At 64.2% G+C, this 25,502-nt stretch carries 21 protein-coding genes; 11 read left to right on the top strand and 10 right to left on the bottom strand.

Translation table 11 applies throughout. From position 1 onward, the window contains the following. Window positions 1-228 precede the first annotated feature (228 nt). On the top strand, window positions 229-756 hold the full coding sequence (locus VGN68_RS03950; protein ID WP_088441069.1) for a CarD family transcriptional regulator: 528 nt from the start codon (window positions 229-231) through the stop codon (window positions 754-756). A gap of 137 nt (window positions 757-893) precedes the next feature. Here VGN68_RS03950 and VGN68_RS03955 read toward each other — a convergent pair whose 3' ends face one another. From VGN68_RS03955 to hutI, 5 genes are read right to left on the bottom strand one after another with little or no spacing between them, the layout of a single operon-like run. Beyond that, window positions 894-2,018 carry a DUF4189 domain-containing protein gene (locus tag VGN68_RS03955; RefSeq protein ID WP_327474059.1) on the bottom strand — a complete coding sequence of 375 codons (1,125 nt, stop codon included), beginning with the start codon at window positions 2,016-2,018 and terminating at the stop codon, window positions 894-896. Window positions 2,019-2,077: 59 nt separating this feature from the next. Beyond that, window positions 2,078-3,745 (bottom strand): urocanate hydratase, encoded by a 1,668-nt coding sequence (gene hutU, locus VGN68_RS03960; protein ID WP_327474061.1) that lies wholly within the window; start codon window positions 3,743-3,745, stop codon window positions 2,078-2,080. Further along, complete coding sequence (gene hutG, locus VGN68_RS03965) at window positions 3,742-4,545, bottom strand: N-formylglutamate deformylase (protein ID WP_327474063.1); 804 nt, start codon at window positions 4,543-4,545, stop codon at window positions 3,742-3,744. The genes hutU and hutG overlap by 4 nt, the downstream gene beginning before the upstream one ends. Next, entirely contained in the window at window positions 4,545-6,065 is a 1,521-nt protein-coding gene (gene hutH, locus VGN68_RS03970; protein ID WP_327474065.1) for a histidine ammonia-lyase, read from the bottom strand. The genes hutG and hutH overlap by 1 nt, the downstream gene beginning before the upstream one ends. Further along, window positions 6,062-7,273 (bottom strand): imidazolonepropionase, encoded by a 1,212-nt coding sequence (gene hutI / locus VGN68_RS03975; protein ID WP_327474067.1) that lies wholly within the window; start codon window positions 7,271-7,273, stop codon window positions 6,062-6,064. Before hutI ends, hutH begins: the two co-directional genes overlap by 4 nt. A 32-nt stretch (window positions 7,274-7,305) precedes the next feature. On the opposite strand from hutI, the gene VGN68_RS03980 reads away from it, so the two are divergent. From VGN68_RS03980 to VGN68_RS03990, 3 genes are all read left to right on the top strand, one after another. After that, window positions 7,306-8,652 (top strand): formimidoylglutamate deiminase, encoded by a 1,347-nt coding sequence (locus VGN68_RS03980; RefSeq protein WP_327474069.1) that lies wholly within the window; start codon window positions 7,306-7,308, stop codon window positions 8,650-8,652. Next, window positions 8,649-9,353 carry a UTRA domain-containing protein gene (locus VGN68_RS03985; protein WP_327474071.1) on the top strand — a complete coding sequence of 235 codons (705 nt, stop codon included), beginning with the start codon at window positions 8,649-8,651 and terminating at the stop codon, window positions 9,351-9,353. Before VGN68_RS03980 ends, VGN68_RS03985 begins: the two co-directional genes overlap by 4 nt. Before the next feature lie 99 nt (window positions 9,354-9,452). Continuing rightward, window positions 9,453-11,489: a transglycosylase domain-containing protein gene (locus VGN68_RS03990; RefSeq protein WP_414713003.1), complete on the top strand. Its 2,037-nt coding sequence runs from the start codon at window positions 9,453-9,455 to the stop codon at window positions 11,487-11,489. 138 nt (window positions 11,490-11,627) lie between these two features. Here the strand turns inward: VGN68_RS03990 and VGN68_RS03995 are convergent, their stop codons facing one another. From VGN68_RS03995 to VGN68_RS04010, 4 genes are all read right to left on the bottom strand, one after another. After that, entirely contained in the window at window positions 11,628-12,701 is a 1,074-nt protein-coding gene (locus tag VGN68_RS03995; protein ID WP_327474073.1) for a DNA alkylation repair protein, read from the bottom strand. Between the two features lie 185 nt (window positions 12,702-12,886). Further along, complete coding sequence (locus tag VGN68_RS04000; protein ID WP_327474075.1) at window positions 12,887-14,287, bottom strand: efflux transporter outer membrane subunit; 1,401 nt, start codon at window positions 14,285-14,287, stop codon at window positions 12,887-12,889. Beyond that, window positions 14,280-17,444 carry a multidrug efflux RND transporter permease subunit gene (locus VGN68_RS04005; protein WP_327474077.1) on the bottom strand — a complete coding sequence of 1,055 codons (3,165 nt, stop codon included), beginning with the start codon at window positions 17,442-17,444 and terminating at the stop codon, window positions 14,280-14,282. Before VGN68_RS04005 ends, VGN68_RS04000 begins: the two co-directional genes overlap by 8 nt. A gap of 6 nt (window positions 17,445-17,450) precedes the next feature. Beyond that, entirely contained in the window at window positions 17,451-18,605 is a 1,155-nt protein-coding gene (locus VGN68_RS04010; protein ID WP_293703504.1) for an efflux RND transporter periplasmic adaptor subunit, read from the bottom strand. A 110-nt stretch (window positions 18,606-18,715) separates the two neighbouring features. Here VGN68_RS04010 and VGN68_RS04015 point away from each other — a divergent pair, with 110 nt between their 5' ends. The 5 genes from VGN68_RS04015 (at window position 18,716) to VGN68_RS04035 (ending at window position 22,818) form a co-directional block, all read left to right on the top strand. Then, complete coding sequence (locus tag VGN68_RS04015) at window positions 18,716-19,351, top strand: TetR/AcrR family transcriptional regulator (protein ID WP_327474082.1); 636 nt, start codon at window positions 18,716-18,718, stop codon at window positions 19,349-19,351. A 217-nt stretch (window positions 19,352-19,568) separates the two neighbouring features. Then, entirely contained in the window at window positions 19,569-20,921 is a 1,353-nt protein-coding gene (locus tag VGN68_RS04020) for an MFS transporter (protein ID WP_327474084.1), read from the top strand. Window positions 20,922-21,079: 158 nt separating this feature from the next. Next, window positions 21,080-21,277: a preprotein translocase subunit SecE gene (gene secE, locus VGN68_RS04025; RefSeq protein ID WP_293703497.1), complete on the top strand. Its 198-nt coding sequence runs from the start codon at window positions 21,080-21,082 to the stop codon at window positions 21,275-21,277. 34 nt (window positions 21,278-21,311) lie between these two features. Continuing rightward, window positions 21,312-21,848 carry a transcription termination/antitermination protein NusG gene (nusG, locus tag VGN68_RS04030; protein WP_088442199.1) on the top strand — a complete coding sequence of 179 codons (537 nt, stop codon included), beginning with the start codon at window positions 21,312-21,314 and terminating at the stop codon, window positions 21,846-21,848. 40 nt (window positions 21,849-21,888) lie between these two features. After that, window positions 21,889-22,818, top strand: coding sequence for an acyl-CoA thioesterase II (locus VGN68_RS04035; RefSeq protein ID WP_327474090.1), 930 nt, complete (start codon window positions 21,889-21,891; stop codon window positions 22,816-22,818). A 238-nt stretch (window positions 22,819-23,056) separates the two neighbouring features. Here VGN68_RS04035 and VGN68_RS04040 read toward each other — a convergent pair whose 3' ends face one another. Further along, a complete protein-coding gene (locus tag VGN68_RS04040; protein WP_327474092.1) occupies window positions 23,057-23,818 on the bottom strand; it encodes a MipA/OmpV family protein in 762 nt (253 codons plus the stop codon). 120 nt (window positions 23,819-23,938) lie between these two features. Between VGN68_RS04040 and VGN68_RS04045 the strand changes: the two genes are divergently transcribed. Both VGN68_RS04045 and rplK read left to right on the top strand, forming a co-directional pair. Next, window positions 23,939-24,949 carry a LytTR family DNA-binding domain-containing protein gene (locus VGN68_RS04045; RefSeq protein WP_327474094.1) on the top strand — a complete coding sequence of 337 codons (1,011 nt, stop codon included), beginning with the start codon at window positions 23,939-23,941 and terminating at the stop codon, window positions 24,947-24,949. Between the two features lie 184 nt (window positions 24,950-25,133). After that, a partial coding sequence (gene rplK / locus VGN68_RS04050; RefSeq protein ID WP_327474096.1) for a 50S ribosomal protein L11 occupies window positions 25,134-25,502 on the top strand: 369 nt, incomplete at its 3' end.

The raw sequence follows: 25,502 nt of genomic DNA on the forward strand, positions 1-25,502 counted from the left end.
GGGTGGCAATTTTGTTGCGAATCTGTTATAATAAATATCAACGCGCTGACATTCTGCCTCTTCCCGTCTCGGGCTGGGGCGTTTCGCGGCGTTCCGATGGAGCCATATCCCTTGTCACTCTGACTGGCTAGCGCCGAGCGACCGTAAATCCCCCTTGGCTAGAGGGCGGGATGCGCCGCTGTTGTCGCACTTTCAGATCAGGGTCAAGGCACAACAAAAGGAAATTGCATGTCCGTAAGCACGCTCTTGTTCGAAGTCGGTGATTATGTCGTTTATCCCAAACATGGCGTGGGGCGCGTCATCGAGTTGCAGAAATCGGAAATCGCCGGGATGCAGCTCGAACTCTATGTCCTGCGCTTCGAAAAGGAAAAAATGACGCTTCGCGTGCCGACGAACAAGGCCGAAGGCGTGGGGATGCGCAAGCTGTCGTCGGACAAGACGCTGAAGGAAGCGCTGCAGGTGCTGACCACCAAGCCGAAGGTCAAGCGCACCATGTGGTCGCGCCGCGCCCAGGAATATGAAGCGAAGATCAATTCGGGCGACCTGGTGTCGATCGCCGAAGTGACCCGCGACCTGTTCCGCGCCGACGACCAGCCCGAACAGAGCTATTCGGAACGCCAGATTTTCGAAGCGGCGTCGAGCCGCCTTGCACGCGAACTCGGCGCGATGGAAGAAAGCGACGAAAAGACGGCGCAGGCGAAGATCCTCCAGATCCTCAACGAGCATGCGCCGCTGTATTACGCCGAAAAGGTGTAAGCTGCGAGCTTAGCGATAAGGGAAGGGGCGGTTCGCAAGGGCCGCCCTTTTTCGTTTCGGTGATGGTTCCGTTTGTGGCATTGCGTCTGGTCCAGCGTCCGCGGCCGCGTCACGATCGGCGTTTATGCCAGTCGAACTTATTTCGCCTGGTCCTCTTCGATAATCGATGTCCGAAGCTCATCGGCAGCATAGGTTGCGATGATGCGGCATTGCCTCTCTTTCGGACAATTGAGAGCCACACGTTTGGGCGCCGCTGCTTCATTGGCGGCATCGGTCCAGTAGGTTGCGCCAACGTTGTCGGCAAAATGGACCAGTATGCCCGAGCCGCTGTACTCGCCGAGCACGCATTCCATGCCGGTGTCAGTCGCGCACCGCTTGACGGCGGCGTCGACAGCCGCGTCCAGGCCGCTGATGCCTGAAACAAGCCATGTTTTCCACCGCCATGCTGGCGCTGCCGCCTTCGTCCAAGCGACGACGGCATATTTTCGGATTAACGGGATAAACGTCGGGAAGCTGTCCTTCGGACCTGTGCTGTTGAAGAAAGTCTGGGTAATCTCGCAGCCAACACTTTGTTGCTGACAAGATGCCAGAGCTTTTGAACGAGCAACTTCGTTATTGACGTCACCTGCGGCAAAGGCATGTCCAATAGCGTCTCGGGCCACCACGATGACAAAGGCGTTATAACCCCCGTACAGAGCATAGCATCCTTTGCCCATCTGTCGTTGACAGGCTTGCAAAGCGGCTTTGTCGGCAGCCGGACCACTGTCGTAACCCGAAGTCGCCCACAGCACCGAAGCGTCGGGGTGCGCGATAACGGACATGAAGGCGTCGGGTACCGGTCCAGGCGCCGAATCGGGTTCGCCTTGCGGAATGCCGTCCGTCGGGCCCATGGGGGCACAGGCAAACCAGCCGACATCGGCACCGCCGGTGGGGTAATATCCGGGTGGACAGCGTCCCTCCGCATTCGCCGGAACCGAAAGGCATAAGATAGAAATCAGGGCGACGAAAACCGCATGGCACACTGATCGGGCGACTCTGAAAGGACGCGGGCTCACGATGAGTTCCTCTTCGATACAGATCGGCACAAGGCATCCCCGGCCTTTTGGGAAGCCTAACCCGCGATGTCTTGGGTAAAACCTGAATATGGTACTGGTGCATTGGCGGAGCGGGTAAGATTTCATCGGCCAACTGCCAGCGATGCCGTGAAAAATCATGCCAGCCATCAACCGCGACCGAGGGAAAAAGGCTATCTTCCCGGTCATATCGCAAATTTCCCGATTGGCCGACCTATCCGGTCAGGGATAATCCGCACTGGCGAAATTCAGCTTATCAGACTCGGCAGGTCCAGCCCCTGGTCGCGCGCGCAGTCGATCGCTTGCGGATAACCCGCGTCGGCGTGGCGCATCACGCCGGTGCCGGGGTCGTTCCACAGCACGCGCTCCAGCCGCTTGGCTGCTTCAGGGGTGCCGTCGGCGACGATCACCATGCCGCTGTGCTGCGAATAGCCCATGCCGACGCCGCCGCCATGGTGGAGCGACACCCAGGTCGCGCCGCTGGCGGTGTTGAGCAGCGCGTTGAGCAAGGGCCAGTCCGACACCGCATCGGACCCGTCGCGCATCGCTTCGGTTTCGCGGTTGGGCGAGGCGACCGAGCCTGAATCGAGATGGTCGCGGCCGATCACGATCGGGGCTTTCAGCTCGCCCGATGCGACCATTTCGTTGAACGCCAGGCCCAGCCGGTGACGGTCTCCAAGCCCGACCCAACAGATGCGCGCGGGCAGCCCCTGAAACTGGATCTTCTCGCGCGCCATGTCGAGCCAGTTGTGGAGGTGCTTATTGTCGGGGAGCAGCTCCTTCACCTTGGCGTCGGTCTTGTAGATATCCTCGGGATCGCCCGACAGCGCAACCCAGCGGAACGGGCCGACGCCGCGGCAGAACAGCGGGCGGACATAAGCGGGGACAAAGCCCGGGAAATCGAAGGCGTTTTCGACGCCTTCGTCCTGCGCCACCTGGCGGATATTATTGCCATAATCGGTCGTCGGCACCCCCGCCGCCTGCATGTCGAGCATCGCCTGCACATGCACCGCCATCGACGCCTTGGCGGCCTTGGCGACCGCAGCGGGATCGCTCTCGCGCTTCGCAAACCACTCGTCCAGCGTCCAGCCTGCGGGGAGGTAGCCGTTGACCGGGTCGTGCGCCGAGGTCTGGTCGGTGAGCAGGTCGGGGCGGATGCCGCGGCGGACCATTTCGGGCAGGATGTCGGCGGCGTTACCGAGCAGGCCGACCGACACGGCCTTGCCCTCGGCATGGCTCGCTTCGATCATCGCCAGCGCCTCGTCGATGCTCGCCGCCTGCTTGTCGAGATAGCCGGTGCGCAGGCGCATTTCGATGCGGCTCGGCTGGCATTCGATCGCGAGGCATGACGCGCCTGCCATCACCGCCGCCAGCGGCTGGGCGCCGCCCATGCCGCCAAGGCCCGCGGTGAGCAGCCAGCGGCCCGCCAAACTGCCGCCATAATGCTGACGACCCATTTCGACGAAGGTTTCGTACGTCCCCTGCACGATGCCCTGGCTGCCGATATAGATCCAGCTGCCTGCGGTCATCTGGCCGTACATCATCAGCCCTTTGCGATCGAGCTCGGAGAAATGTTCCCAATTGGCCCATTGCGGCACGAGGTTCGAATTGGCGAGCAGCACGCGCGGCGCGTCGCTGTGGGTGCGGAACACCCCGACCGGCTTGCCCGACTGGATCAACAGCGTCTCGTCGTCACCCAGCCGCTTCAGCGTCTCGACGATCTTGTCATAGCTTTCCCAGTCGCGCGCGGCGCGGCCGATGCCGCCATAGACGACGAGTTCGTGCGGCGCTTCGGCAACGTCGGGATGCAGGTTGTTCATCAGCATCCGCATCGGCGCTTCGGTGAGCCAGCTTTTCGCGGTGATCTCGGGGCCGGTCGCCGGACGGATCACGCGGCTGTTGTCGAGACGGGTCATTGACGTCCTTTCGCAAAGTCGAGGGTCGCCGCGATCACCTGCTCCAGCACGGGCCGAATCGCGGGCTTGGGGTTGAGCTGGGAAGGCCAGTTGGCGTGGGTGATTGCCTCCGGTTCATCCATGTAACCGCGCTGCGCGAGTTCCATCTGGATTGCGTGGATGCCATCGTCGGGGCGGCCATAATGGCGCGTCGTCCAGCCACCCTTGAAGCGCCCGTTGACGACATGGCTGTGGCCGCTCGCCGCGCAGACGTTCGCAACGATCGTTTCGAGTTCGGGCGCGCAGCTTGTGCCGCCGTTGGTGCCGATGTTGAATTGCGGCAATTCGCCGTCGAACAGGCGGGGGACATGGCTGCGGATCGAATGCGCGTCGTAGAGGACGACCTTGCCGTGCGCAGTTTTCAAACGGTCGAGTTCACCCGCCAGCGTATCGTGATAGGGCCGGTGATATGAATGCAGCCGCTGCATGATCTCGGCCTCGTCGGGCTCGCCGAAGCGGTACAGCGGCGCGCCGTCGAAGGTCGTCGTCGGACACAGCTCGGTCGTCGCCTGACCGGGATAGAGCGACGCGCCCGAGGGGTCGCGGTTCATGTCGATGACGCTGCGCGAGATGTCGGTCGCGACCAGCGTTGCGCCCATGTCGGCGGCAAAGGCGTAAAGCTCGGCGATCCACCAATCGGTGTCGATGTGCGCGTGCCAAGGCGATACGAACTGCTCGTCGAGCCCGGCAAGGTCGGTGCCGCCGTGCGGGAAGGCGATGACCAGCGGCGCGTCGCCGCGATGGACGCGCAGCCAGTCCATTAGCTCAGGCCCGGCAGGTCGGCTGGTACAACCGCGACCAGACTGCCCGACCGGATCAGCGCGGTCGCCGCTTCCATGTCGGGGTGGAAATGACGGTCGTCTTTGAGCGTCGGCACCGCAGCGCGCAGATGCTTGTGTGCCGCCTCGAGCGCGTCGCTTGATGTCAGCGGTGCGTGGAAGTCGATGCCCTGACATGCGGCGAGCAGCTCGATGCCGATCACCGCGCTGACATTGTCGGCCATCTCGAGCAGGCGGCGCGCGCCGTGCGCGGCCATCGACACATGATCCTCCTGATTGGCCGAGGTCGGGATCGAATCGACGCTCGCGGGATAGGCGCGCTGCTTGTTCTCGCTGACCAGCGCCGCGGCGGTGACCTGCGGGATCATGAAGCCCGAGTTGAGCCCGGGGCGCGGGGTCAGGAAGGCGGGCAGCCCCGACAGCGCCGGATCGACGAGCATCGCGATGCGACGCTCCGCAATCGATCCGATCTCGCACAGCGCCATCGCGATCATGTCGGCGGCAAAGGCGACGGGCTCGGCGTGGAAATTGCCCCCCGACAAAGCCTGGTCGGTGTCGGCGAAGATCAGCGGATTGTCGGACACGCCATTCGCCTCGACGCCGAGCGTGGTCGCGGCCTGACGCAGCAGGTCGAGCACCGCGCCCATCACCTGCGGCTGACAGCGTAGGCAATAGGGGTCTTGCACGCGCGGATCGTTCACCGCGTGCGAGGCGCGGATCGCCGAACCCGCCATCAGGTCGCGTAACGCATCACCGACCGCACGCTGTCCGGCATGGCCGCGCAGCGCATGGATGCGCGGATCGAACGGCGCGTCGGAGCCTTTGGCCGCCTCGGTCGAGAGCGCGCCGGTGATCAGCGCCGATTGGAACACGGTTTCGGTGCGGAACAGGCCCGCGAGTGCATTGGCAGCCGAAAATTGCGTACCGTTGAGCAGCGCGAGGCCTTCCTTCGGACCGAGTTCGAGCGGGGCGAGGCCCGCCTGCGCCAGCGCATCGGCGGCGGGCAGGGTCTGTCCGCCGATGTCGATCGCGCCAACCCCGATCATCGCCGCGGCCATGTGCGACAGCGGCGCCAGGTCACCGCTCGCGCCGACCGAGCCTTGCGACGGGACGACGGGGGTAAGCCCCTTGGCGAGCATCGCCTCCAGCATCGCCACCGTTTCACGCCGCACCCCCGACGCACCGACGCCGAAGCTCGCGAGCTTGAGCGCCATCATCAGCCGGACGACCGGGGCGGGGGAGGGGGTGCCCGTGCCCGCGGCGTGGCTGAGCACGATGTTGCGCTGGAGCGTCGCCAGATCGTCGCTCGCGATCCGCACGCTCGCCAGCTTCCCGAAGCCGGTGTTGATGCCATAGACCGGGTCGCCCTTGGCCACGATCCGCGCCACCGCCGCCGCGCTTGCGTCGATGGCGTTCCATGCGTCGGCATTCAGCGTGGCGCTGGCGCCTTCGTAGATCGCGCGCCAGTCGGTCAGCGTCATCGCGCCCGGGTTGATGATCATTGTCCGTCCTTGATGCGTTGGTGCAGCGGGTTGAAGCCGATGCGATAAACCAGGTCGGCGGGGTCGGTGACGTCCCAGATCGCGAGGTCGCACGCCTTGCCCGCTTCGAGTGTGCCGGCCTCGGAGTTGAGCCCCAGCGCGGCGGCGGCGTTCACCGTCACCCCGCGCAAGGCCTCGACCACCGTCAGCCCGAACAAGGTCGCGCCCATGTTGAGCATGAGCAGCAGCGAGGTCGTCGGCGAGGTGCCGGGGTTGTTGTCGGTCGCCAGCGCGATCTTGACGCCGTGGCGGCGCATCGCGTCGATCGGCGGCAATTTGGTCTCGCGCATGAAATAATAGGCACCGGGCAGCAGCACCGCGACAGTTCCGGCTGCGGCCATCGCGCCGACATCGTCGTCGGTCGCATATTCCAGATGGTCGGCGGAGAGTGCGCCATGCCGCGCCGCGAGCGCGCTGCCGCTCAGCGCCGACAATTGTTCGGCGTGCAGCTTGACCGCCAGCCCATGCGTCTGCGCCGCTTCGATCACCCGCGTACACTGTGCGGGCGAAAAGCCGATGCCTTCGCAAAAGGCGTCAACGGCGGCGGCGAGCGGCGCGGCGGCGGGGATCATTTCCTTGCAGACCAGGTCGATATAGCCGTCGCTGTCCCCCTGATATTCAGGGGGCAGGGCGTGCGCGCCGAGGAAGGTCGGCTCGACGCGGATCGCCCGCCGCTCGCCCAGCGCGCGCGCCGCTCGCAGCATCTTCAGCTCGGTTTCGGTGTCGAGACCGTAACCCGACTTGATCTCGATCGTCGTGACCCCCTCGGCGATCAGCGCGTCAAGGCGGGGAAGGGCGCTTTCGATCAGTTCGGCCTCACTCGCGGCGCGGGTTGCGCGCATCGTCGACACGATGCCGCCGCCGGCGCGGGCAATATCCTCGTAGCTCGCGCCTTCGAGCCGCATCGCCCATTCATTGGCGCGGTTGCCGCCGTGGACCAGGTGGGTGTGGCAATCGATCAGCCCCGGAGTGATCAACCGACCGCCGCAATCGGTGGTGCGTGCCGCCGTCGTCGGCGCGCCATCGGTGGGTCCGGCATAGACGATCCGTCCGTCCTGCGCCGCCACGACGCCATCGTCGATCAGTCCCAACCCGTCATCGGTCATCGTCGCGAGTCGCGCGTTGGTCCACATCTGCTCCATCTGGACAACATCTCGCGATGGCGCCATTATGTCTAGACATAATATAAAGGCTCCCGACGATGGCTTACTGGTTTCAGCGCGCATGGATCGATAATCGGTGGCAGCACGATGTGCGGCTGACAGTCGCCGAGGGGCGGATTTCGGCGCTGGAAGTGGGCGTTGGCGCCACGCCGAGCGACGAACGCCACGCCGCGGCGCTGCCCGGCCTGTGCAACGTCCATAGCCATGGTTTCCAGCGCGGCATGGCGGGGCTTTCGGAGCGCCGCAGCCGTCCCAACGATAATTTCTGGAGCTGGCGCGAGATCATGTACCGCTTCCTCGACCGGCTCACACCCGAGGATGTCGCGGCGATCACCGCGCAGGCCTATCTGGAAATGCTCGAGGGTGGCTTCACCCGCGTCGGCGAATTTCACTATCTCCACCATGATCCCGCGGGCGCGCCCTATGCCGATCCCGCCGCGATGGCGGAGGCAATCGTCGAAGCCAGCACCGCGACAGGGATCGGCCTGACTCTGCTTCCGGTCTTCTACGCGCATGGCAACTTCGGCGGCGCGGCGCCAAGCCATGGCCAGCGGCGCTTTCTCAGCAATGTCGACGGCTTTGCATCGCTTCTCGACGCGTCGCGATCAAAGCTGGTCGGCGACGCCAATATGGGTATCGCGCCGCACTCGCTGCGCGCCGTGGCACCCGACCAGCTGGCGGCGCTCCTCGCGATGTCACCCACCGGCCCGGTCCATATCCACGCCGCCGAACAGGAAAAGGAAGTCGCCGATTGCGTGGCATGGAGCGGCGCGCGCCCGGTCGCATGGCTGCTCGACAACGCCGACGTCGATGCGCGCTGGTGCCTGATCCACTCGACCCACCTTGATGCGGGCGAAGTGGCGCGGCTCGCCGCCAGCGGCGCGGTCGCCGGGCTCTGCCCGATTACCGAGGCGAACCTTGGCGACGGCATTTTTCCGGCCAGCGACTATCTGGTGGCGGACGGTCGGTTCGGGATCGGCACCGACAGCAATATCCTGATCGACGCCGCGGGCGAGTTGCGCGCGCTGGAGTATTCCCAGCGGCTGGCGCACCGCGCCCGCGCCATGCTGGCGGGCGACGCTGCGCCTTTTGTTGGCGCCAATCTCTACACCCGCGCGCTCGTCGGCGGCGCGCAGGCGCTGGGGGTCGAGGCAGGCTTCGCGATCGGCCAGCCCGCCGACATCGTCTCGCTTGACCTCACTCACCCCAGCTTCGCGGGAACCAACGACGCGACGCTGCTCGACCGCTGGATTTTTGCTGGCGGGGCAGGGACCATCGACTGCGTCTGGCGCGCCGGGATCAAGCGCGTCGATGGCGGACGCCATGTCGATCGCACGGCGATTGCTGCCGCCTACCGCAAAAGCGTCGAGCGGATCGTCGCGTGACGCGCGCAGCACCGAACCCGGCGCGGCGGATCCGCGCGGATATCGAAAGCAAAATCCACTCGGGCGAATGGAAACCGGGAACGCGCATCCCGATCGAACAGGAACTCGCGGCGCGCTATAGCTGCGCGCGCGCGACGGTCAGCAAGGCGCTGGCCGAGCTCGTCGCCGCGGGGCTGGTCGAACGGCGGCGCAAGGCGGGCTCGTTCGTCGCGCATCCGCCGGTGCATTCGGCGGTGATGACGGTCCCCGACCTCGCCGAACTGATCGCGGCGCGCGGCGAAGCCTATCGCTGGGAAGCGCGCGCGATCTTCCGCCGCAAAAATGCCGGTGAAGCCGACACACTCCAGATCGATGGCGTGCATTTCGCCGCCGACGAACCCTTCGCGCTGGAGAGCCGCATGATCGAACTCGCCGAAGTCCCCGCCGCAGCCGAGGCCGATTTCACCGTCGAGGCGCCGGGAACCTGGCTGCTCACGCATATTCCCTGGACCTCCGCGCGGCATGTCGTGCGCGCTATCGCAGCCACCCGCACCGAAGCGCAAGTTTTGGCGATCAGCAGCGGTGCCGCCTGCCTCCAGCTCGAACGCGACACCTGGCGCGGCGACCGGCCCGTCACCCATGTCCGCCAGCTATTCCGCGGAGACCGCTTCGATCTCGTGGCCGAGTTTCAGGCCGGGATGCCCCGGCGCGAAGGCGAATGAATTCTGCGCGGTATCTATGGACGTTTGCTCGCTGTCCTGTGGAGCGGTGCATAAGCCATTTGCTTATGCTGTATTGCGATATTAATACGCTGACTGAGCATGACCTGGTTCCGTAAATCCAAAACGCCCGATCCAGCGCCCGCCGCGCCGCCGCTGCCCATGCCCAGCGCGCCCGGTTTCGACGCGCTGCCCCCGGTTGTACCGGAAAGCCGCCGTCGCAAATGGTGGCGGCGCATTTCGCGCGGTTTCGCAATTTTCTGTATCCTCTTCATCCTCCTCGTCGGCTGGCTGGCGCTCACCGCTCCGCTGTCGAAATCGCTCGAACCGATCGTGCCGCCGCAGATCACCTTGCTCGCCTCGGACGGGACGCCGATCGCGCGGTCGGGGGCGATCGTCGATGCGCCGGTCAAGGCCAGCGCGCTGCCCAAGCACGTCACTGGCGCCTTCCTCGCGATCGAGGACCGGCGTTTCTACACCCATATGGGCGTCGATCCGCGCAGCATCGCGCGGGCCGTGTGGAGCAATGTCAGCGGCGGGCGGACGCAGGGCGGCAGCACGATCACCCAGCAGCTCGCCAAATTCACCTTCCTCACCCCGAAACGCACCCTGGGGCGCAAGGCGCGCGAGGCGCTGATCGCCTTCTGGCTCGAAGCGTGGCTGACCAAGGACGAGATTCTCGAACGCTATCTGTCCAACGCCTATTTTGGTGACAATACCTATGGGCTGCGGGCCGCCTCGCTGCACTATTTCTATCGTCAGCCCGAAAAGCTGACCCCGGCGCAGGCGGCGATGCTAGCGGGGCTGGTGCAAGCACCTTCGCGTCTCGCGCCGACCAAGAACCCCGATCTGGCCGAAAAGCGCATGCAACTGGTGCTCAACGCGATGGTCGCGACCGGTTATCTGTCCGCAGCCGATCGCAAGGCGATCCGCACCCCGCGCATCGATGTACGCAGCCGCAACACGCTGCCCACCGGCACCTATTTCGCCGACTGGGCGCTGCCCGAGGCACGCAAGCTCAGCGATGTCGGCTATTCGCGGCAGACGATCAAAACCACGCTCGACGCGCGGTTGCAGGCGGTGGCGCGCCGCGTTACCAGCCGCGCCGGGATCGGCCAGGCGCAGGTCGCGCTGGTTGCGATGCGCCCGAATGGTGAGGTTGTCGCGATGATCGGCGGGCGCGATTATGCCGCCTCGCCGTTCAACCGCGCAACCCAGGCGCGGCGCCAGCCGGGATCGACTTTCAAGTTGTTCGTCTATCTCGCCGCGCTGCGCGCCGGGTGGGAACCCGATGATGTGATCGACAACCAGCCGATCGAAACCGGCTCATACCGCCCGAAAAATTCCGGCGGCACCTATTCGAAAACGATCACGCTGGAGGATGCGTTTGCAACGTCGAGCAACGTCGCCGCAGTACGGCTGCTGCGCGAAGTCGGGGACGACAAGGTCATCGACATGGCGCGCGATCTGGGTGTCACCGCGCCGATGACGAAAGGCGACCCCAGCCTTGCGCTCGGCACGTCGAGCATGACCTTGCTCGAACTGACCGCTGCCTATGCCGCGGTCGCGGCGAACAGCTATCCGGTCGTTCCGCATGCGTTTCCCGGCGACGAAAAAGGCTGGTTCGAAAATCTCATTTCTGGCCCGAGCCGCTTTCGTTCAGGCGTTCACGACGACATCGAACAGATGCTGCGCGCCGCGGTCAATCGCGGCACCGGCCGCGCGGCGCGTTTGCCGCAGGCGAATTTCGGCAAGACCGGAACCAGCCAGGACAATCGCGACGCGCTGTTCGTCGGCTACGCCAATGGGCTGGTGGTCGGGGTGTGGATCGGCAACGACGATAATTCGCCGCTGCGCGGCATTTCGGGCGGCGGACTGCCCGCGCGGATCTGGCGCGATTTCATGATCCAGGCATCGGGACAAAAAGCGGCGCCGGCACGGCCGACCAATCCGCGCGGTCCCGTCGAGCCGCAGGATATTCCCGACATTGGGGAGATTCCGGTTGGCGAGAATACGAGCGTCGGCATCGAAGGCGGCGATGCGGTGATCTCGACCGAAATCAACGGCAGCCGGATCGATCTGCGCGTGCCGATCGCGAACGAGGCGCCGCCCCCCGAACCTGTTCCCGCGCCCCCGTGAGGGATGAGTGCCTCCAACCCCTGATCCGTTCGTGCTGAGCTTGTCGAAGCACCGTTTTTTCTTTGAACGTCAGAAGAAAGGGCAGCCCTTCGACAAGCTCAGGGCGAACGGGTGATGGGTGTCCGATGCAATCTTGAGCTAGGGTTCCTTGTCCGTCAGCAGCTCGAACCCGCTTTGGCTCATCGTCCGGCCGTTGACAATCAGGTCCACCGCATGACGCCCCGGATGATGCCGTCGCGTACTGAAATCGCGGATCGTCTGATTGGTGTGCAGTGCAACCGCCTTGCCCCCGGCAAGGTCGAATGTCTTCCACTTGAACACCTTCGCCGCGGTCTTGCCGCCCGCCCGCGCATAGTGGACCCGGTAATCGACCACCAAAGGCTGATTTTCCGTCGTATCCGAAACGATTTCGGCGTTGATCGTGATCCGCTCGCCCAAGCGCACCGTAGATGGCTCAACCGCAAATGAGCGCACCGTAACCGCGGCCCCATGGCCGACACCGATCAGCGCCAGCGCGCGCGGTTCGCCCTGCTTGATCAGGGTGCGCAGCGCGTGGCGGATGATCCATGCGGTATGGGGGTCATCTTTCCGCCAGTCCGCCAGCAGATCGAGCAGCCAGTCGGGGCGGTCTTTGGCGATGTCGTTTAGATGATTGGCGACCGATTTGCGGACATACAGGCTGGGGTCGGCCTTCAACGTCGCCAGAATATGCGCCGCGCGCGTTGGATCGGCCTTCAGCGCCGGGACGCGCGTGGCCCACGGCAGCCGCGGGCGGGCGCCTTCGCTCGCCAGCCGCCGGACATGCTCGTCATCGCTGCCGGTCCAGCGCGCCATCGTTGCGAGCGCGCGATCGGCATCCTGCGCCAGAAAGGGCCGGATCGCGAATTCGGCAGTGCCAAAGCGCGTCAGACTGGCGAGCGCGTTCAGCGATCGGTCGAAATTGTGCAGCCCGTACCGCGCGACATATTCAGTCACCGCCACCGCCTGAAATCCGTGGGTCAGCCGCGGCGCCATCGCTCCGATGACCTCCAGCGCTGCCGCATAGTCGGAGGGCAACGCGGAATAGAGGGCGCTCGCGATATGGCGCACCCGCTCCATGATCGACAGCGCGTCGAGCCCATCGGTCGCGGCGGTCAGGAACGCTTCCCGATCAAACCGCGGCGAAGCGGCGGCTCCCGCATCGGCGATCGTCGTCAGCGCTTGCGGACCCAATATGTCCTTCAGCAGGGCAGGGGCATTATCCGTGATCGGCTGGCCCTTTCAGAGCGCGAAGACATGAATGGGTATCGTCATTGCGAGGAGCGAAGCGACGCGGCAATCCAGAGCACGCGTAAACCGCTCTGGATTGCTTCGCTTCGCTCGCAATGACGGAGGCGGGTCAACCAAAGTCATATGCTCTAGCGCCGCTCGACCAGTCCGCCACCCAGCGCGACGTACAGCGTCACCAGATTGTCGACCTGCGCGCGGCGCGTTTCGATCAGCGTCTGTTCGGCGGCGAACAGATTGCGTTCCGCGTCGAGCACTTCGAGGTAGGTCGAAACCCCTTCGCGGTAACGCTTGCGCGCCAGATCCGCGATCTGGCGCTGCGCCAGCGTCCCGCGTTCCTGCGCCTCGACCTGCTCTGCCAGATAGCGCCGCCCGGCGAGAGCATCGGCGACTTCGCGGAACGCGCCCTGGACGGTGCGCTCATAGGTCGCAACCGCGATATTCTCGCGCGCCTCGGCGACGGTCAGATTGCCCTTGTTGCGGCCGAAATCGAAAATTGGCAGGCTGATCGACGGGCCAAAACTCCACCCGAAACCGTCGTTTCTGAACAGGTTGTCGAGCGACCCTGATGCGAAACCGAGATTACCGGTCAGCGAGATCGACGGGAAGAAAGCCGCCCGCGCGGCGCCGATATTGGCCTGCGCGGCGCGCAACCGTTCTTCGGCGGCGAGAATGTCGGGGCGGGCGACGAGCAGCTCCGACGGCAACCCCGCGGTCAGCACCGGCGACTGCCCCTGCGCAACGAGCGGGAGCGGCGCGGGTAGGGGGCCGGACACCGGGCCGCCGGTCAAAACCGACAGGAAATTGTCGGCCTGCGCCTTGCCCAGTTTCAGGCTGGCGAGCTGCGTCTCGGCCTGCGTCAGCAAGGTTTCCGACTGGCGGTAATCGAGCGCCGAGGTCACCCCCGCGTCGAGCCGCCGCTTGGCGATCCGCAACCCTTCCTTGCGGCTCGTCACCGTCGCTTCGGCGAGCGCGATCTGCTCGGTCGCGCCGCGCGAAGCGAAATAGGTCGAGGCGACATCGCGCACCAGCGCCAGCCGGAACGCGCGTTCGGCCTGTTCGGTCGCGAGATATTGGCTGCGCGCACTTTCGGACAGATTCTTCACCCGCCCCCAGAAATCGAGCTCGAACGACGTCACCCCGACTCCGACCGAGTAGCGGCTGGTGGTGTCGGTCCCGGCGCCGGTCAGCGACTGGCCGCGGCTGCGCGTCGCATCGGCGCTGGCGCCCACCGTCGGCAGGCGATCGGCGTCCTGAATGCGGTACAATCCGCGCGCTTCCTCGATCTGCGCGACAGCCACTGCCAGATCGCGGTTGCGTTCGATCGCCTGCGCGATCAGCACTTCCAGCTGTGGGTCGGCAAAAAAGTCCTGCCACGCCACATCGGTCGCGCGCTGGCCCAGCGTCACATCGCCCGCAAACTCGGCGGGATAATCGGGCGCCGTGGGCAGGGCCGGGCGGTCGTGGGGCGGCGCCATATTCACGCAGCCGGCAAGGGTGGTAGCCGCGACCAGCACGATCCACTTACGCATGTCCGGGCTCCTCATGATGACCTCTTTCGGTCGGGGCAGGGGGCCGCTTGCGGCTGATCCATTTGCGCACCGACAGATAGAAGAGCGGGATGAAGAAGATGCCGAGCAAGGTCGCTGCGATCATCCCGCCCATCACGCCCGATCCGACCGCGATGCGGCTGGCGGCACCCGCGCCGCTCGCGATGACCAGAGGCACCATGCCCAGGATGAACGCTAGGCTGGTCATGATGATCGGGCGCAACCGCAGCTTCACCGCTTCCATCACCGCGTCGAGCGTCGATTTGCCCTCGGCCTCCTGCTCGATCGCAAACTCGACGATCAGGATCGCATTCTTCGCCGACAGGCCGATGATCGTGATCAGGCCGACGTTGAAATAAATGTCGGCGGACAAGCCACGGAACATCGAGAACAAGACTGCCCCCAGCACGCCCAGCGGCACCACGAGCAGCACCGACACCGGCACCGACCAGCTTTCGTACAGCGCCGCGAGCAGCAGGAACACGACGACCAGTGACAGCCCGAGCAGCAGCCCTATCTGCCCCGCCGACTGCTTTTCTTCATAAGAGATGCCGGTCCACTCGAACGCAAAGCCCGACGGTAGCGTCTCGGCCAGCCGCTCCATCTCGGCCATCGCCTCGCCAGTCGACTGCCCCGGCGCGGGTTCGCCCGAAATCGTCATCGCCGGATAGCCGTTATAGCGCTGCAACTGCGGCGCTTCGGCCGACCACTCGGCTTTGCTGAACGATCCGAACGGAACCATGCCGCCATTGGCGCTGCGCACGCGCAGGTCGAGCACGTCCTGCGGCGTCATCCGGCTCGCGGCATCGGCCTGGAGCAGCACGCGCAGCACGCGGCCTTGGCGGGTGAAGTCGTTGGCGTAGGCACTCCCGAAACTGATCGCCAGCGTCGCATTGACGTCGCCGATCGACAGGCCCAGCGCGCGCGCCTGCACCCGGTCGATATCGACCTTCAGCACCGGCGCATCCTCCTGACCCTCGGGGCGGACATTGGCGAGCAGCTTGCTCTGCATCGCGCCGCCCAGCATCTGGTTGCGCGCTGCGACGAGCGCCTCGCGCCCGTTGGCGCCGCGGTCCTGCAGCTTGAAGGTAAAGCCGCTCGACGTGCCAAGCTCGGGGATCGACGGCGGGCTCAGCGAGAAGGCGAAGGCCTCCTTGATCCCCATCAGCGTCCCCATCGCCTTGCCGGCGATCGCATCGGCGCTGTCGCCGTCGCCAGTGCGCTCGTCCCATGGCTTCAGCGGCGTGAACATGATCGCGTTCGCCTGGCCCTGCCCGAAAAAGCTGAACCCGTTGACCAGCACGATATTCGCGACCTGCGGCTGTTCGGCAAAGAAGGCTTTGACCTGCTTGGTCGCCTCGGCGGTGCGCTGCGACGTCGCACCCGGCGGCGCCTGGACAACGGTGATCAGATAGCCCTGATCCTCCTGCGGCAGGAACGATCCGGGCAGGCGCGTGAACAGCAGGCCGGTCACCAGCACCATCGCGGCAAAGACACCCAGCCAGCGCAGCGGTGACGCCAGCATCTTGCCGACCCCGCCCTGATAACGATCGGTGGTACGGCCGAACCAGCTGTTGAAGCGGGCAAAGAAGCGGTCGAAAAAGGCGCCGATCTTGCCTTTGCGCGCCTTATCATCATGCGGCTTGAGCAACGTTGCGCACAGCGCCGGGGTCAGCGTCAGCGCGAGCAGCGCCGAGAACGCGATCGAGATCGCCAGCGTCATCGAGAATTGGCGATAAATGCCGCCGGTCGATCCGGGGAAAAACGCCATCGGGATGAACACCGCGATCAGCACCAGGGTGATGCCGATGATCGCGCTGGTGATCTGGCCCATCGCCTTCACCGTCGCTTCATAGGGCGACAGATGCTCCTCGTTCATGATCCGCTCGACATTTTCGATCACGACGATCGCATCGTCGACCAGGATGCCGATCGCCAACACCATGCCGAACAGCGTCAGCACGTTGATAGAGAAACCGAACATCCACAGGCCCAGACACGCGCCCGCCAGTGCGATCGGCACGACGATGGTCGGGATCACGGTCGCGCGCCAGTTTTGCAGGAACAGGAACATGACGAGGAAAACGAGCACCATCGCTTCGACCAGCGTAATGATGACTTCTTCGATCGACAGCTGGATAAACGGCGTCGTGTCATAGGGGATCGACCAGGTGATGTCGGGCGGAAAGCCCTTCGCCAGCGTGGCCATTTGCGCGCGGACGCCCTCGGCGGTCGCGAGCGCGTTCGCGCCGGGGGTCAGCTGGACCGCAAGGCCTGCCATCGGCTTGCCGTTCAGCTCCGACGAGAAGAGATAGCTTGCGGACCCCAGCTCTACGCGTCCGACATCGGCCAGCGTCACCGCCGACCCGTCGGGGTTGGCGCGCAGGATGATGCTTTCGAACTGCTCGGGCTTGGTAAAGCGGCCCTGCGTGGTGATCACCGCGTTCAGCTGTGCGCCCTTGGCGATCGGCTGGTCGCCCAACTGGCCGCCCGGGGTCTGGCTGTTCTGCTCCTGCACCGCGCCCAACGCTTCGGCGGCGGACAGATTGTAAGACGCCAGCTTTTGCGGATCGAGCCAGATCCGCATCGCATATTCGGGCGCGAACGCCTGCACATTGCCGACGCCGTTCACGCGGCGCAGCTCGTCGAGCACGCGCGTGTTGGCGAAATTATTGACCTCCATCGGGTCGGTGTTGCCGCTCTTCGACGTGACCGCGACGATCAGCAGGAAACCCGAATTGGCCTCGGTCACCGAAATGCCCTGACGCCGAACGTCCTCGGGCAGCCGCTGCTCGACGCGGCGCAGGCGGTTCTGCACCTCCATCTGGGCATTATCGATGTCGGTTCCGGCCTCGAAGGTCAGATTGATCGACGCGGTGCCGTTCGATTCGCTGGTCGAGGCCATGTAGAGGAAGCCCTCGACCCCGTTCAGTTCCTGCTCGATGACCTGCGTGACATTCTGTTCGAGCGTCTTGGCGTCGGCGCCCGGATAGGTGACGCCGATGGTCAGCGACGGCGGGGCGACCGACGGATATTGTTCGATGGGAAGGCCGCGCAGCGCGATGATACCCGCGAGCAGGATGCCGATGGCGATGACCCATGAAAAGATGGGCCGGTCGATGAAAAAGCGGGGGGTCATGTCAGATCAGCGCTTCGCGGCGGGCGTCGACGCCGTGCGCTTGGGCGGCGCAATCCGCACCGGCTGGCCGGGCTGCACCTTTTGCAATCCGTCGACGATCACCCTGTCACCGGGCCTCAGCCCATCAAGCACCGCCCATTGGCCCGCGACCATCGCGCCGAGTTTGATCGGCCGCGGAGTCGCGATATTTTTGGCATCGAGCACCATCACGCTTGCCTCGTCTCCGGTCAGTTTGACCGCGCGCTGCGGGATCAGCATGCCATCGGCGCGGTTGCCGGCAAAGATGCGCGCGCGAACGAACTGACCGGGCAGCAGCGCGGAAGCCGGGTTCGGAAATTCGGCGCGCAATGCCGCGGTCCCCGTCGCCTCGTCGATCGACAGGTCGAGGAAGTCGAGATGGCCGACCACCGGATAGGCGCTGCCATCCTCCAGGATCAGCTGCACTTCGACCCGCTCAAGCTGCGGGGCGCTGACCTTGCCCGAGCCGATGTCGCGGCGCGTCGCCAGCAAATCCGAACTCGACTGGCCAAAATTGACATAGACACGGTCGATCTGTTCGATCGTGGTCAGCAACGTGCCCTGTGCAGCGCTGACCAGCGCCCCTTCGGTGACCTCGGCGCGGCGCGCGCGGCCCGAAATCGGCGCGGTCACCGACGCATAGCCCAGGTTCAGGCGCGCCGATTCCAGATTGGCCTGCGCCGCCTGGACATCAGCCTCGGCGGTGCGTTGTGCAGCGACCGCGGCGTCATATTCCTGTTTGCCGATCGCTTGGTCGGCGAGCAGCGGCTGGTAACGCGCGACGACCTGCCGCGCATTGGCCGCGGTCGCCTGCGCGCGGGCCAGCTGCGCGCGCGCCGCATTGGACGTCGCGTTCAATTGGCGCGGGTCGATGCGGAACAGCGAGGTTCCGGCGCGGACAAAACTGCCCTCGTCAAACAGGCGTCGCTCGACAATGCCATCGACCCGGGCGCGCACCTCGGAGGTGCGAATCGCCTGGACGCGGCCGGGCAGTTCGATGACGTTCGGCACCGCTTGCGAACGGACAGTGACGATCGTCACCTCGGGCGGTGGTGGGGCCGGGGGCGCTTCGGACGCGCAGGCGGTGAGCAACAAGGCCAACGCGGCGACGCTGACGCTGGCAAAGGAACGAGCGCGACTCATAAGAACCCCTGAATAATGCTGTATTATGAAGCGTGGAGGACGCAAAATACGCCTTGCACAAATCGCCATGTAATTTAGATTACAGAAAAGCACAAGGGAGAGAATCGCGGATGGTAAAGTCCGATTTGCTGGAATGCCCGATGGAGCCACCGTCGCTGCGCGAGCGCCGCCGCGATGCGATCCTCGACGCCGCCGAAGCGCTGTTTCTCGAACAGGGCTATGACCGCACCAGCCTCGCCGAAATCGTCAAACTATCGGGGGGATCGCTCGCGACGCTCTATGATTTGTTCGGAAATAAACAGGGGCTGCTGCACGCGATTGCGTCGCGCTGGGGTAATGAAACCCGCTGTCAGCCCGCCGGATGCATGGCGATGGCGGATCTTTCGAACGCCGAACTGCTCAGGGGCTATGCGCACCGAAAGTGCGACCGGATGCGCTCGCCGCGCGCTGTTGCGCTCATGCGAATGCTGGTTTCGGAAAGCTTGCGCGACCGTGATTTCGCGCTGCAAATCTATCGCGACCTGCACATCCCGGCGGTCGAAGAACTATCGACATTGTTCGCCGAATGGGCCGCGGCGGGCGAGGCCGAAATCGACGATCCCGAAGCGGCGGCGAAATTGCTGCTCAGCATCGTCATCGGCGATTCGATGCTCCACACGCTCGCGGGGCTGGAGGATGAATGGCTCGACAGCGACCAGCTCGACTGGCGCCTCCAGCCGTTTCTGTCGCATTTCAAGATTGGTTAGCGCGGAGGCGTTTAGCCCGCGGTTCCACCCATTCCGTTTGTGCTGAGCTTGTCGAAGCACCGTTCTTCTGTTTCGACGTTGCAAAGAAAGAGCGGCCCTTCGACAAGCTCAGGGCAAACGGTCTATGTGTTGCAGCGCCGTTCTCGGCTTCCTCATCTGTTGACATCACTGTTAATAACTGAAAACCTGCTCCCCTCGGCATCGGGAGCATCGCATCGTGGTCAGTACCGCCCTGCCATCGGCTGGCCAGCCCGACCCGCCTGACACGTTGCGCCCGCGCACCGTCGCGGCCTACGCCGCCACCGCCGGGCCGACGGTCATCCTCGGCCTGCCGTTCAGCGTCTATCTGCCGCCCTATATCGCCGAGGGCGGGGTGATTTCGGTCGCGCTGGTCGGGCTGCTGTTTTCGCTCACCACCATCTGGGACGGCGTCGTCGATCCGCTGATCGGGACGATGGTCGACCGCGTCCGCACCGGGCTCGGCGCCCACCGCCGCTGGATGCTGCTCGCGCTCGGGCCGCTTGCCTTGCTGCTGCTGGCGCTGGTCACCGTCGGCGACCGGCTGCCCTTTGCCGCGCTGTTCCTGATGATGGTGCTCTTTTACTCCAGCTACAGCCTCTATGAAGTGGCGCAACTGTCGTGGGGCTCGGCGTTGGTGCGCGGCCCGCGCGACAGCGCGCTCCTTTATGGAATGCGCGACTGGTTTGCGAAAATTGCGCTGATCCTGGCGTTCGCCGCCCCCGCGGCGGCGCAAATCCTGATCCCCGGCGTCAGCTTGCAGGGCCGGATCATGGCCTACGCCAGCCTGTTCATGCTGATGGTGCCGATCGCGCTCTACGCGATCCGCCGCGTTCCGCCGCGCGCGGTGATCGCCGAACCCGGCATCGGCTGGCGCAGCGAGCTTCGTGTCTCGCTGGCCTTCCCCCCGCTGATGCTGCTGCTCGGGGTGCAATTTCTCAACAGCTTCGCCTTCGGGTCGCTCACCTCCTTGTTCGTCTTTTTTGCCGCCGCGGTGCTCGATCTCGACGGGCAGAGTGCGGTGCTGCTGTTCGCCAGCTTCATCGGCGGGGCGATCGCTTCGCCCATCTGGACATGGCTTGCGCGGCGCTACGGCAAGCCGCCGATGATGATCATGATGGGGCTGCTCATTTCCAGTCTGCTGATCGCCACCCTGTTCCAACGGCCAGAGGGCGTCGCGCAGGGGGCGGGGTTTTCGATCATGCTCGGCACCGGTTTTGTCGGGCTGCTGTTCACTTACTCGATGCTCGCCGATATCATCCCCGGCGATGCCGCACGCTGCGGCCGCAATCGCTCGGCCTTTCTGTTTGCGTTGCTCAACCTGATGCAGAAATTCGGCGTCGCTGCCGCCATCGCGGTCAGCTACCTTCTGCTCGACCTCGTCGGCTTCGATCCGAAAAATGGCGCGGCGGCGGCGCGCGAATTGCACTATCTGTTCGCCCTCCAGCCGACGATCAGCTGGCTGATCATGGTCGCACTGCTCCTTTGGATGCGACGCGCGCTGGCGCGCGAAGCCGACCCTGCACTTGCAATCGCCGCAGCGCGCCAGTAAAGGCCGCTTTCATTCGGACAGATGCGCCGTTTTCGTTCCGCCTTTCGCCGACACGCTCGGGGAGGGTGGGCGGACTATTGCCCAAAAGCGCGCTTGACGCGGGGGGCGCGGCAACCCATCTGGCCCGAAGCAGTAGTTTGTAGGACAGGACGATCGACATGGCGAAAACCAGCCCGGCTGAGTTCATCAATCAGGTGCGCGCCGAAGCCAAGAAGATCGTCTGGCCGACGGGACGCGAGACGGTGCAGACGACGATCATGGTGCTCATCATGACGACGATCCTCTCGCTGTTCTTTCTCGGCGTCGACACGGTTTTCAACGCGATCGTCAGCTGGCTGACGTCGCTCGCGCGCTAAACGCCGCACTTACAGGGACAGGATACGAACACACATGGCGCGCTGGTACATCATTCACGCCTATTCGGGTTTTGAAAACAAGGTGCGCGATTCGGTGCTTTCCGAAGCGGAGCGCATGGGCCTCAGCGAATTTGTCGAAGCGGTCGAAGTGCCGGTGGAAACCGTCACCGAGGTGAAGCGCGGCAAAAAGGTTCAGGCGGAACGCAAATTCTTCCCCGGTTACGTCCTCGCCAAGCTGACGATGACCGACGATGTCTATCACCTTGTGAAAAACACCCCAAAGGTCACTGGCTTTCTGGGTTCGATGGGCAAGCCGCAGGCGATCAGCGAATCCGAAGCCGCGCGTATCCTGAACAGCAAGGAAGAGGCTGCGGCCCGCCCGAAGCAGGAAATCCGCGTCGATTACGAAATCGGCGATCAGGTCAAGGTGCTCGACGGTCCTTTCGCCAGCTTCAACGGGCTGGTCGAGGAACTCGATTTCGAAAAGGCGCGTGTCAAGGTGTCGGTGTCGATCTTCGGTCGCGCCACCCCGGTCGAACTCGACTTCGAACAGGTCGAACGGATGAAGTGACGGCGCCTGCCGTCAATCTTTTTGCAGATGGGATGACGTGATGACCCTGACTCCGGACGAGATTCAGGCCCGCATCGAACGCGCCCGCGAAATCAACGCCAGTATCGATGCGACCAAGGTCGTCGGCGCGGTGGCGCGCTTGTTCGATCTCTCGCCCGCTGATGAACCCGACGAGTTCACTTTCCCGGCGCTCGCGACCACTGCGCGCGAGCGGATTTTCGGCGGCCAGGTGATCGCTCAGGCGATGGTTGCTGCGGCGCGCACCGTCGATGCGGACAAGCAGGTCCATTCGCTCCACGCCTATTTCCTGCGCGGCGGCGACGAGACCAAGCCGCTGCATTTCCGCGTCCACCGCGATTTCGACGGGCGCAGCTTCGCCAACCGCCGTGTCGTCGTGCGCCAGGATGGCAAGGTCATCTTCAACCTCACCGCGTCATTCCAGCTGCCCGCGCCCGGCCTGTCGCATCAGGTGTCGATGCCCGACCTGTTGCCGCCCGAAGAATGCCGCGAGTTCCTCGAAACCATCGCCGCCGACCCCAACATCTCCGAACAGGCATTCGCGCATATGGCCCGGCGGCGCCCGTTCGAGCTGCGCAACCATCGCCCACCCGCGTCGGCGCAGGCGACGCAGCATTATCAATGGTTTCGCGTGGCGGCGCCGATCGGCGATGATCAACTGATCCACCGGGCGTTCCTGGCTTTTGCGTCGGATATGGGGTTGCTCTCGTCGGCGATGCTGCCGCACGGGCTCAACTGGTCGACCCCGGGGCTGTTCTCGACCAGCCTCGATCATGCGATGTGGTTCCATAATGACATCCGCGTCGATGACTGGTTCGTGTTCGTGATGGACAGCGACTGGACCGGCGGCAGCCGCGGGATCAACCGCGGCTCAATCTATCGCCAGGACGGCACCCTGATCGCCTCGGTGGTTCAGGAGGGACTGCTGCGCTACAATCCGACGACGGCATAATGCTGGCGCCTGTTGGCGGGCGGCAGCCGTGGATGTTTGCGCTGAGAAAAGGCGGCGTCGCCCCGCATTTACGTGGGCGATACGATATGCACGGCGATTGCAATTGCGACGATGGCGATTGCGATCAGCAGCACCGCGCTGATCACTTGCTGCATGATGGCGAACAACGCTTTCATGGTGCCCCGGTGCGTGACAAGGGTCCGCGCCAACTGCGCCGCGCGGACCCTTTTTTGGTTGGTCAGAAACTATAGATCAGGCCGACAACGGCTTGCGATTCCCATTTCTGGTCAATCGCCGCGCTCCGATGGATCGTCTTGTCGAGGTAGGTGCCGCCCAATACTCCGACCATTGTCAGCCGGTCGCTGATCTGAAAGGTCGCCGTGATGTCGCCGCCGAGGTTCATCGCATTGTCGGTGATCGGCGCGACGGGCAGAATGACATCGCGTCCTTTGCGGATCGCGCGCGCGCGCTGCTTTGTAGTCACGCCATACATATGGTTGGCGGTCGCCCGGTCGAGGAAACTGATCTGCGCGGCGGGGCTGATCGTCACGCGTCCCATTTCGATCGGCACTTGATAGCGCAGGATAAATTCCCCACCGTCGAATGTGCCGGTGATGTCGTGGCGATAGGCCGCGCTTAGGGTGCCAAGGCTGCTCGTCAGCCCGATGCGGGCGCCACCGTCGGCTGTGATCTTCTGCCGGTCGCGCGCTACCGTGTTGCGCGCGGCGACGAACAATTGCAGCGACGGGGTAAACCCGGCAATCGGTGCGTCAAGTGCGACCCCGGCCTCGCCGCCTTCAAGGTACAGCGGGCCCTGCTTGATCGACAGGATCGGCAGCGGGAATATGCGCGTGTCCTCGCCCTTGAACGGCGCTTCGATCATCAGCGCGCCGACGCCGACTCTGATATGGTTGTCATCGCGCTCTTGGGCGGCGGCGGGCAGGCTGACAAAACTGGTCACGGCAGTAAGGGCGAGAATTTTTTTGTAGCGCGAAGGCATGTTGATTTCCTGAGATAGTTCATGGGGGAGAGGCAAGGCGGGCCGTAGCCGACCGCGGCCGCCGGTTGGTCCAAACCGGGCGTCGCTCGCAATCGTCCTTTCGCAAACGATGCCCCAACCATGCGCCAATTGGCCGATGACAATTTCACGCTTCGTCAAATGGCCGGGCTAGTACACGGTGATTTGTTGAGATTGTCGCGCGCCGGGCTATTCCGCGCCGCCATGGCGATGCCGATTCGAACCCCGATGCCGCTTGGCGCCTTCCTCGATATCTGGGCGGACCTCGGCTGGCGGGATTTTGCCGTACATATGTCGGCTTATGTGATGATCGCGATGCTGATGTCGGTGATCGGTCCTTTTGATACAGGCGGTGATCCGTTCCTGTGGCGCTTCAGCTATTGGACGGTGATGTTGGGAGTGTTTGGCGGGATTGTGATGCCGTTGACCGCGCGGCTCTTGCGCAACAGCCGGGCCTTCGGCGGCTTTTCGCTCTTGGGCGGCGGCGTCGCTACACTGGCCCTCGCTGCCGCGCCAATGACAATTTTTGTCAGCTGGTGCGATGTTCTTTTTCGTCACGTCGTCGAAACGACCGAGCGTTTGCCCTTTGTCGATATTGATCTTGTCCGGACCCGGCTCGGGTCGGCTGGCGCGATGCACTGGACCGACGGGGCGCTCCTTTACGTGCACGTGCTGGCAATCGTGATCGTCAGCATCGGATTGACGTCGCTTTATATCGTGCGCGGACATCCGGTTTCCCCGCCGCGCGATCCTTGCGCGCTGACACCGCGTGCCGGCGCACGCTTCCTGTCGCGTTTACCGACGCATATTGGCGGGGATATCCTCTATCTACGAATGGAGGACCACTATATCCGGGTGGTGACCACAATAGGCGGCACGTTGCTTTTGATGCGCCTGCGCGATGCAATCGACGAACTTGAAGGCGTTCCGGGATTGCAGGTTCACCGATCCTGGTGGGTTGCCACCGGCCATGTCGTGCGCCGCGTGCGCGATGGTCGTCGCAGCGGATTGCAGATGTCCGACGGAGTGATCGTGCCAGTATCGGCATCCTATCGCACATTGGTTGATGCGTTTGTGGCCGGTCCATGCTCGCCGCTTGCATTGCCCAGCTGACCGATGCACCGACTGGCCGGATTGCAATGAGGCTTTCTTTTCACGCCGGTTTCGCATAAAGGCGCCGCTTCGCGTCAGATACGGGCGTGATTCCGCGCGGGAGGAAGGGGTGATGCCCTTCTGTTCGACCGCTTATTTTGAGCCCCGGATCACGTCCGGGGCGACAGAAAGATAGGAGGCCATCATGGCTAAGAAAATCAGCGGCTATATCAAGCTGCAAGTTCCGGCAGGGACCGCAAACCCCTCGCCGCCGCTCGGGCCGGCCCTCGGCCAGCGCGGTGTCAACATCATGGAATTCTGCAAGGCGTTCAACGCCGCGACGGATGGCATGGAAAAAGGCACCCCGACCCCGACCATCATCACCGTGTTCGCCGACAAGAGCTTCACGTTCGTCACGAAAACGCCCCCGGCAACCTATCTGATCAAGAAGGCCGCAAACCTGAAGTCGGGTTCGAAAGAGCCGGGCAAGATCAGCGGCGGCAAGATCGCCCGCTCGAAACTGACCGAAATCGCCGAGATCAAGATGAAGGATCTCAACGCGAACGATCTGGAA

The sequence above is a fragment of the Sphingopyxis sp. genome (assembly GCF_035998965.1).
Classification (GTDB): Bacteria; Pseudomonadota; Alphaproteobacteria; order Sphingomonadales; family Sphingomonadaceae; genus Sphingopyxis.

What these genes read in the sequence shown, in the direction of transcription:
- VGN68_RS03950 (WP_088441069.1), top strand. Translation starts at nt 229, where the DNA reads ATGTCCGTAAGCACGCTCTTGTTCGAAGTCGGTGATTATGTCGTTTAT.
- VGN68_RS03955 (WP_327474059.1), bottom strand. Translation starts at nt 2,018, where the DNA reads ATGACCGGGAAGATAGCCTTTTTCCCTCGGTCGCGGTTGATGGCTGGC.
- hutU (WP_327474061.1), bottom strand. Translation starts at nt 3,745, where the DNA reads ATGACCCGTCTCGACAACAGCCGCGTGATCCGTCCGGCGACCGGCCCC.
- hutG (WP_327474063.1), bottom strand. Translation starts at nt 4,545, where the DNA reads ATGGACTGGCTGCGCGTCCATCGCGGCGACGCGCCGCTGGTCATCGCC.
- hutH (WP_327474065.1), bottom strand. Translation starts at nt 6,065, where the DNA reads ATGATCATCAACCCGGGCGCGATGACGCTGACCGACTGGCGCGCGATC.
- hutI (WP_327474067.1), bottom strand. Translation starts at nt 7,273, where the DNA reads ATGGCGCCATCGCGAGATGTTGTCCAGATGGAGCAGATGTGGACCAAC.
- VGN68_RS03980 (WP_327474069.1), top strand. Translation starts at nt 7,306, where the DNA reads ATGGCTTACTGGTTTCAGCGCGCATGGATCGATAATCGGTGGCAGCAC.
- VGN68_RS03990 (WP_414713003.1), top strand. Translation starts at nt 9,453, where the DNA reads ATGACCTGGTTCCGTAAATCCAAAACGCCCGATCCAGCGCCCGCCGCG.
- VGN68_RS04000 (WP_327474075.1), bottom strand. Translation starts at nt 14,287, where the DNA reads ATGCGTAAGTGGATCGTGCTGGTCGCGGCTACCACCCTTGCCGGCTGC.
- VGN68_RS04005 (WP_327474077.1), bottom strand. Translation starts at nt 17,444, where the DNA reads ATGACCCCCCGCTTTTTCATCGACCGGCCCATCTTTTCATGGGTCATC.
- VGN68_RS04010 (WP_293703504.1), bottom strand. Translation starts at nt 18,605, where the DNA reads ATGAGTCGCGCTCGTTCCTTTGCCAGCGTCAGCGTCGCCGCGTTGGCC.
- VGN68_RS04015 (WP_327474082.1), top strand. Translation starts at nt 18,716, where the DNA reads ATGGTAAAGTCCGATTTGCTGGAATGCCCGATGGAGCCACCGTCGCTG.
- secE (WP_293703497.1), top strand. Translation starts at nt 21,080, where the DNA reads ATGGCGAAAACCAGCCCGGCTGAGTTCATCAATCAGGTGCGCGCCGAA.
- nusG (WP_088442199.1), top strand. Translation starts at nt 21,312, where the DNA reads ATGGCGCGCTGGTACATCATTCACGCCTATTCGGGTTTTGAAAACAAG.
- VGN68_RS04035 (WP_327474090.1), top strand. Translation starts at nt 21,889, where the DNA reads ATGACCCTGACTCCGGACGAGATTCAGGCCCGCATCGAACGCGCCCGC.
- VGN68_RS04040 (WP_327474092.1), bottom strand. Translation starts at nt 23,818, where the DNA reads ATGCCTTCGCGCTACAAAAAAATTCTCGCCCTTACTGCCGTGACCAGT.
- VGN68_RS04045 (WP_327474094.1), top strand. Translation starts at nt 23,939, where the DNA reads ATGCGCCAATTGGCCGATGACAATTTCACGCTTCGTCAAATGGCCGGG.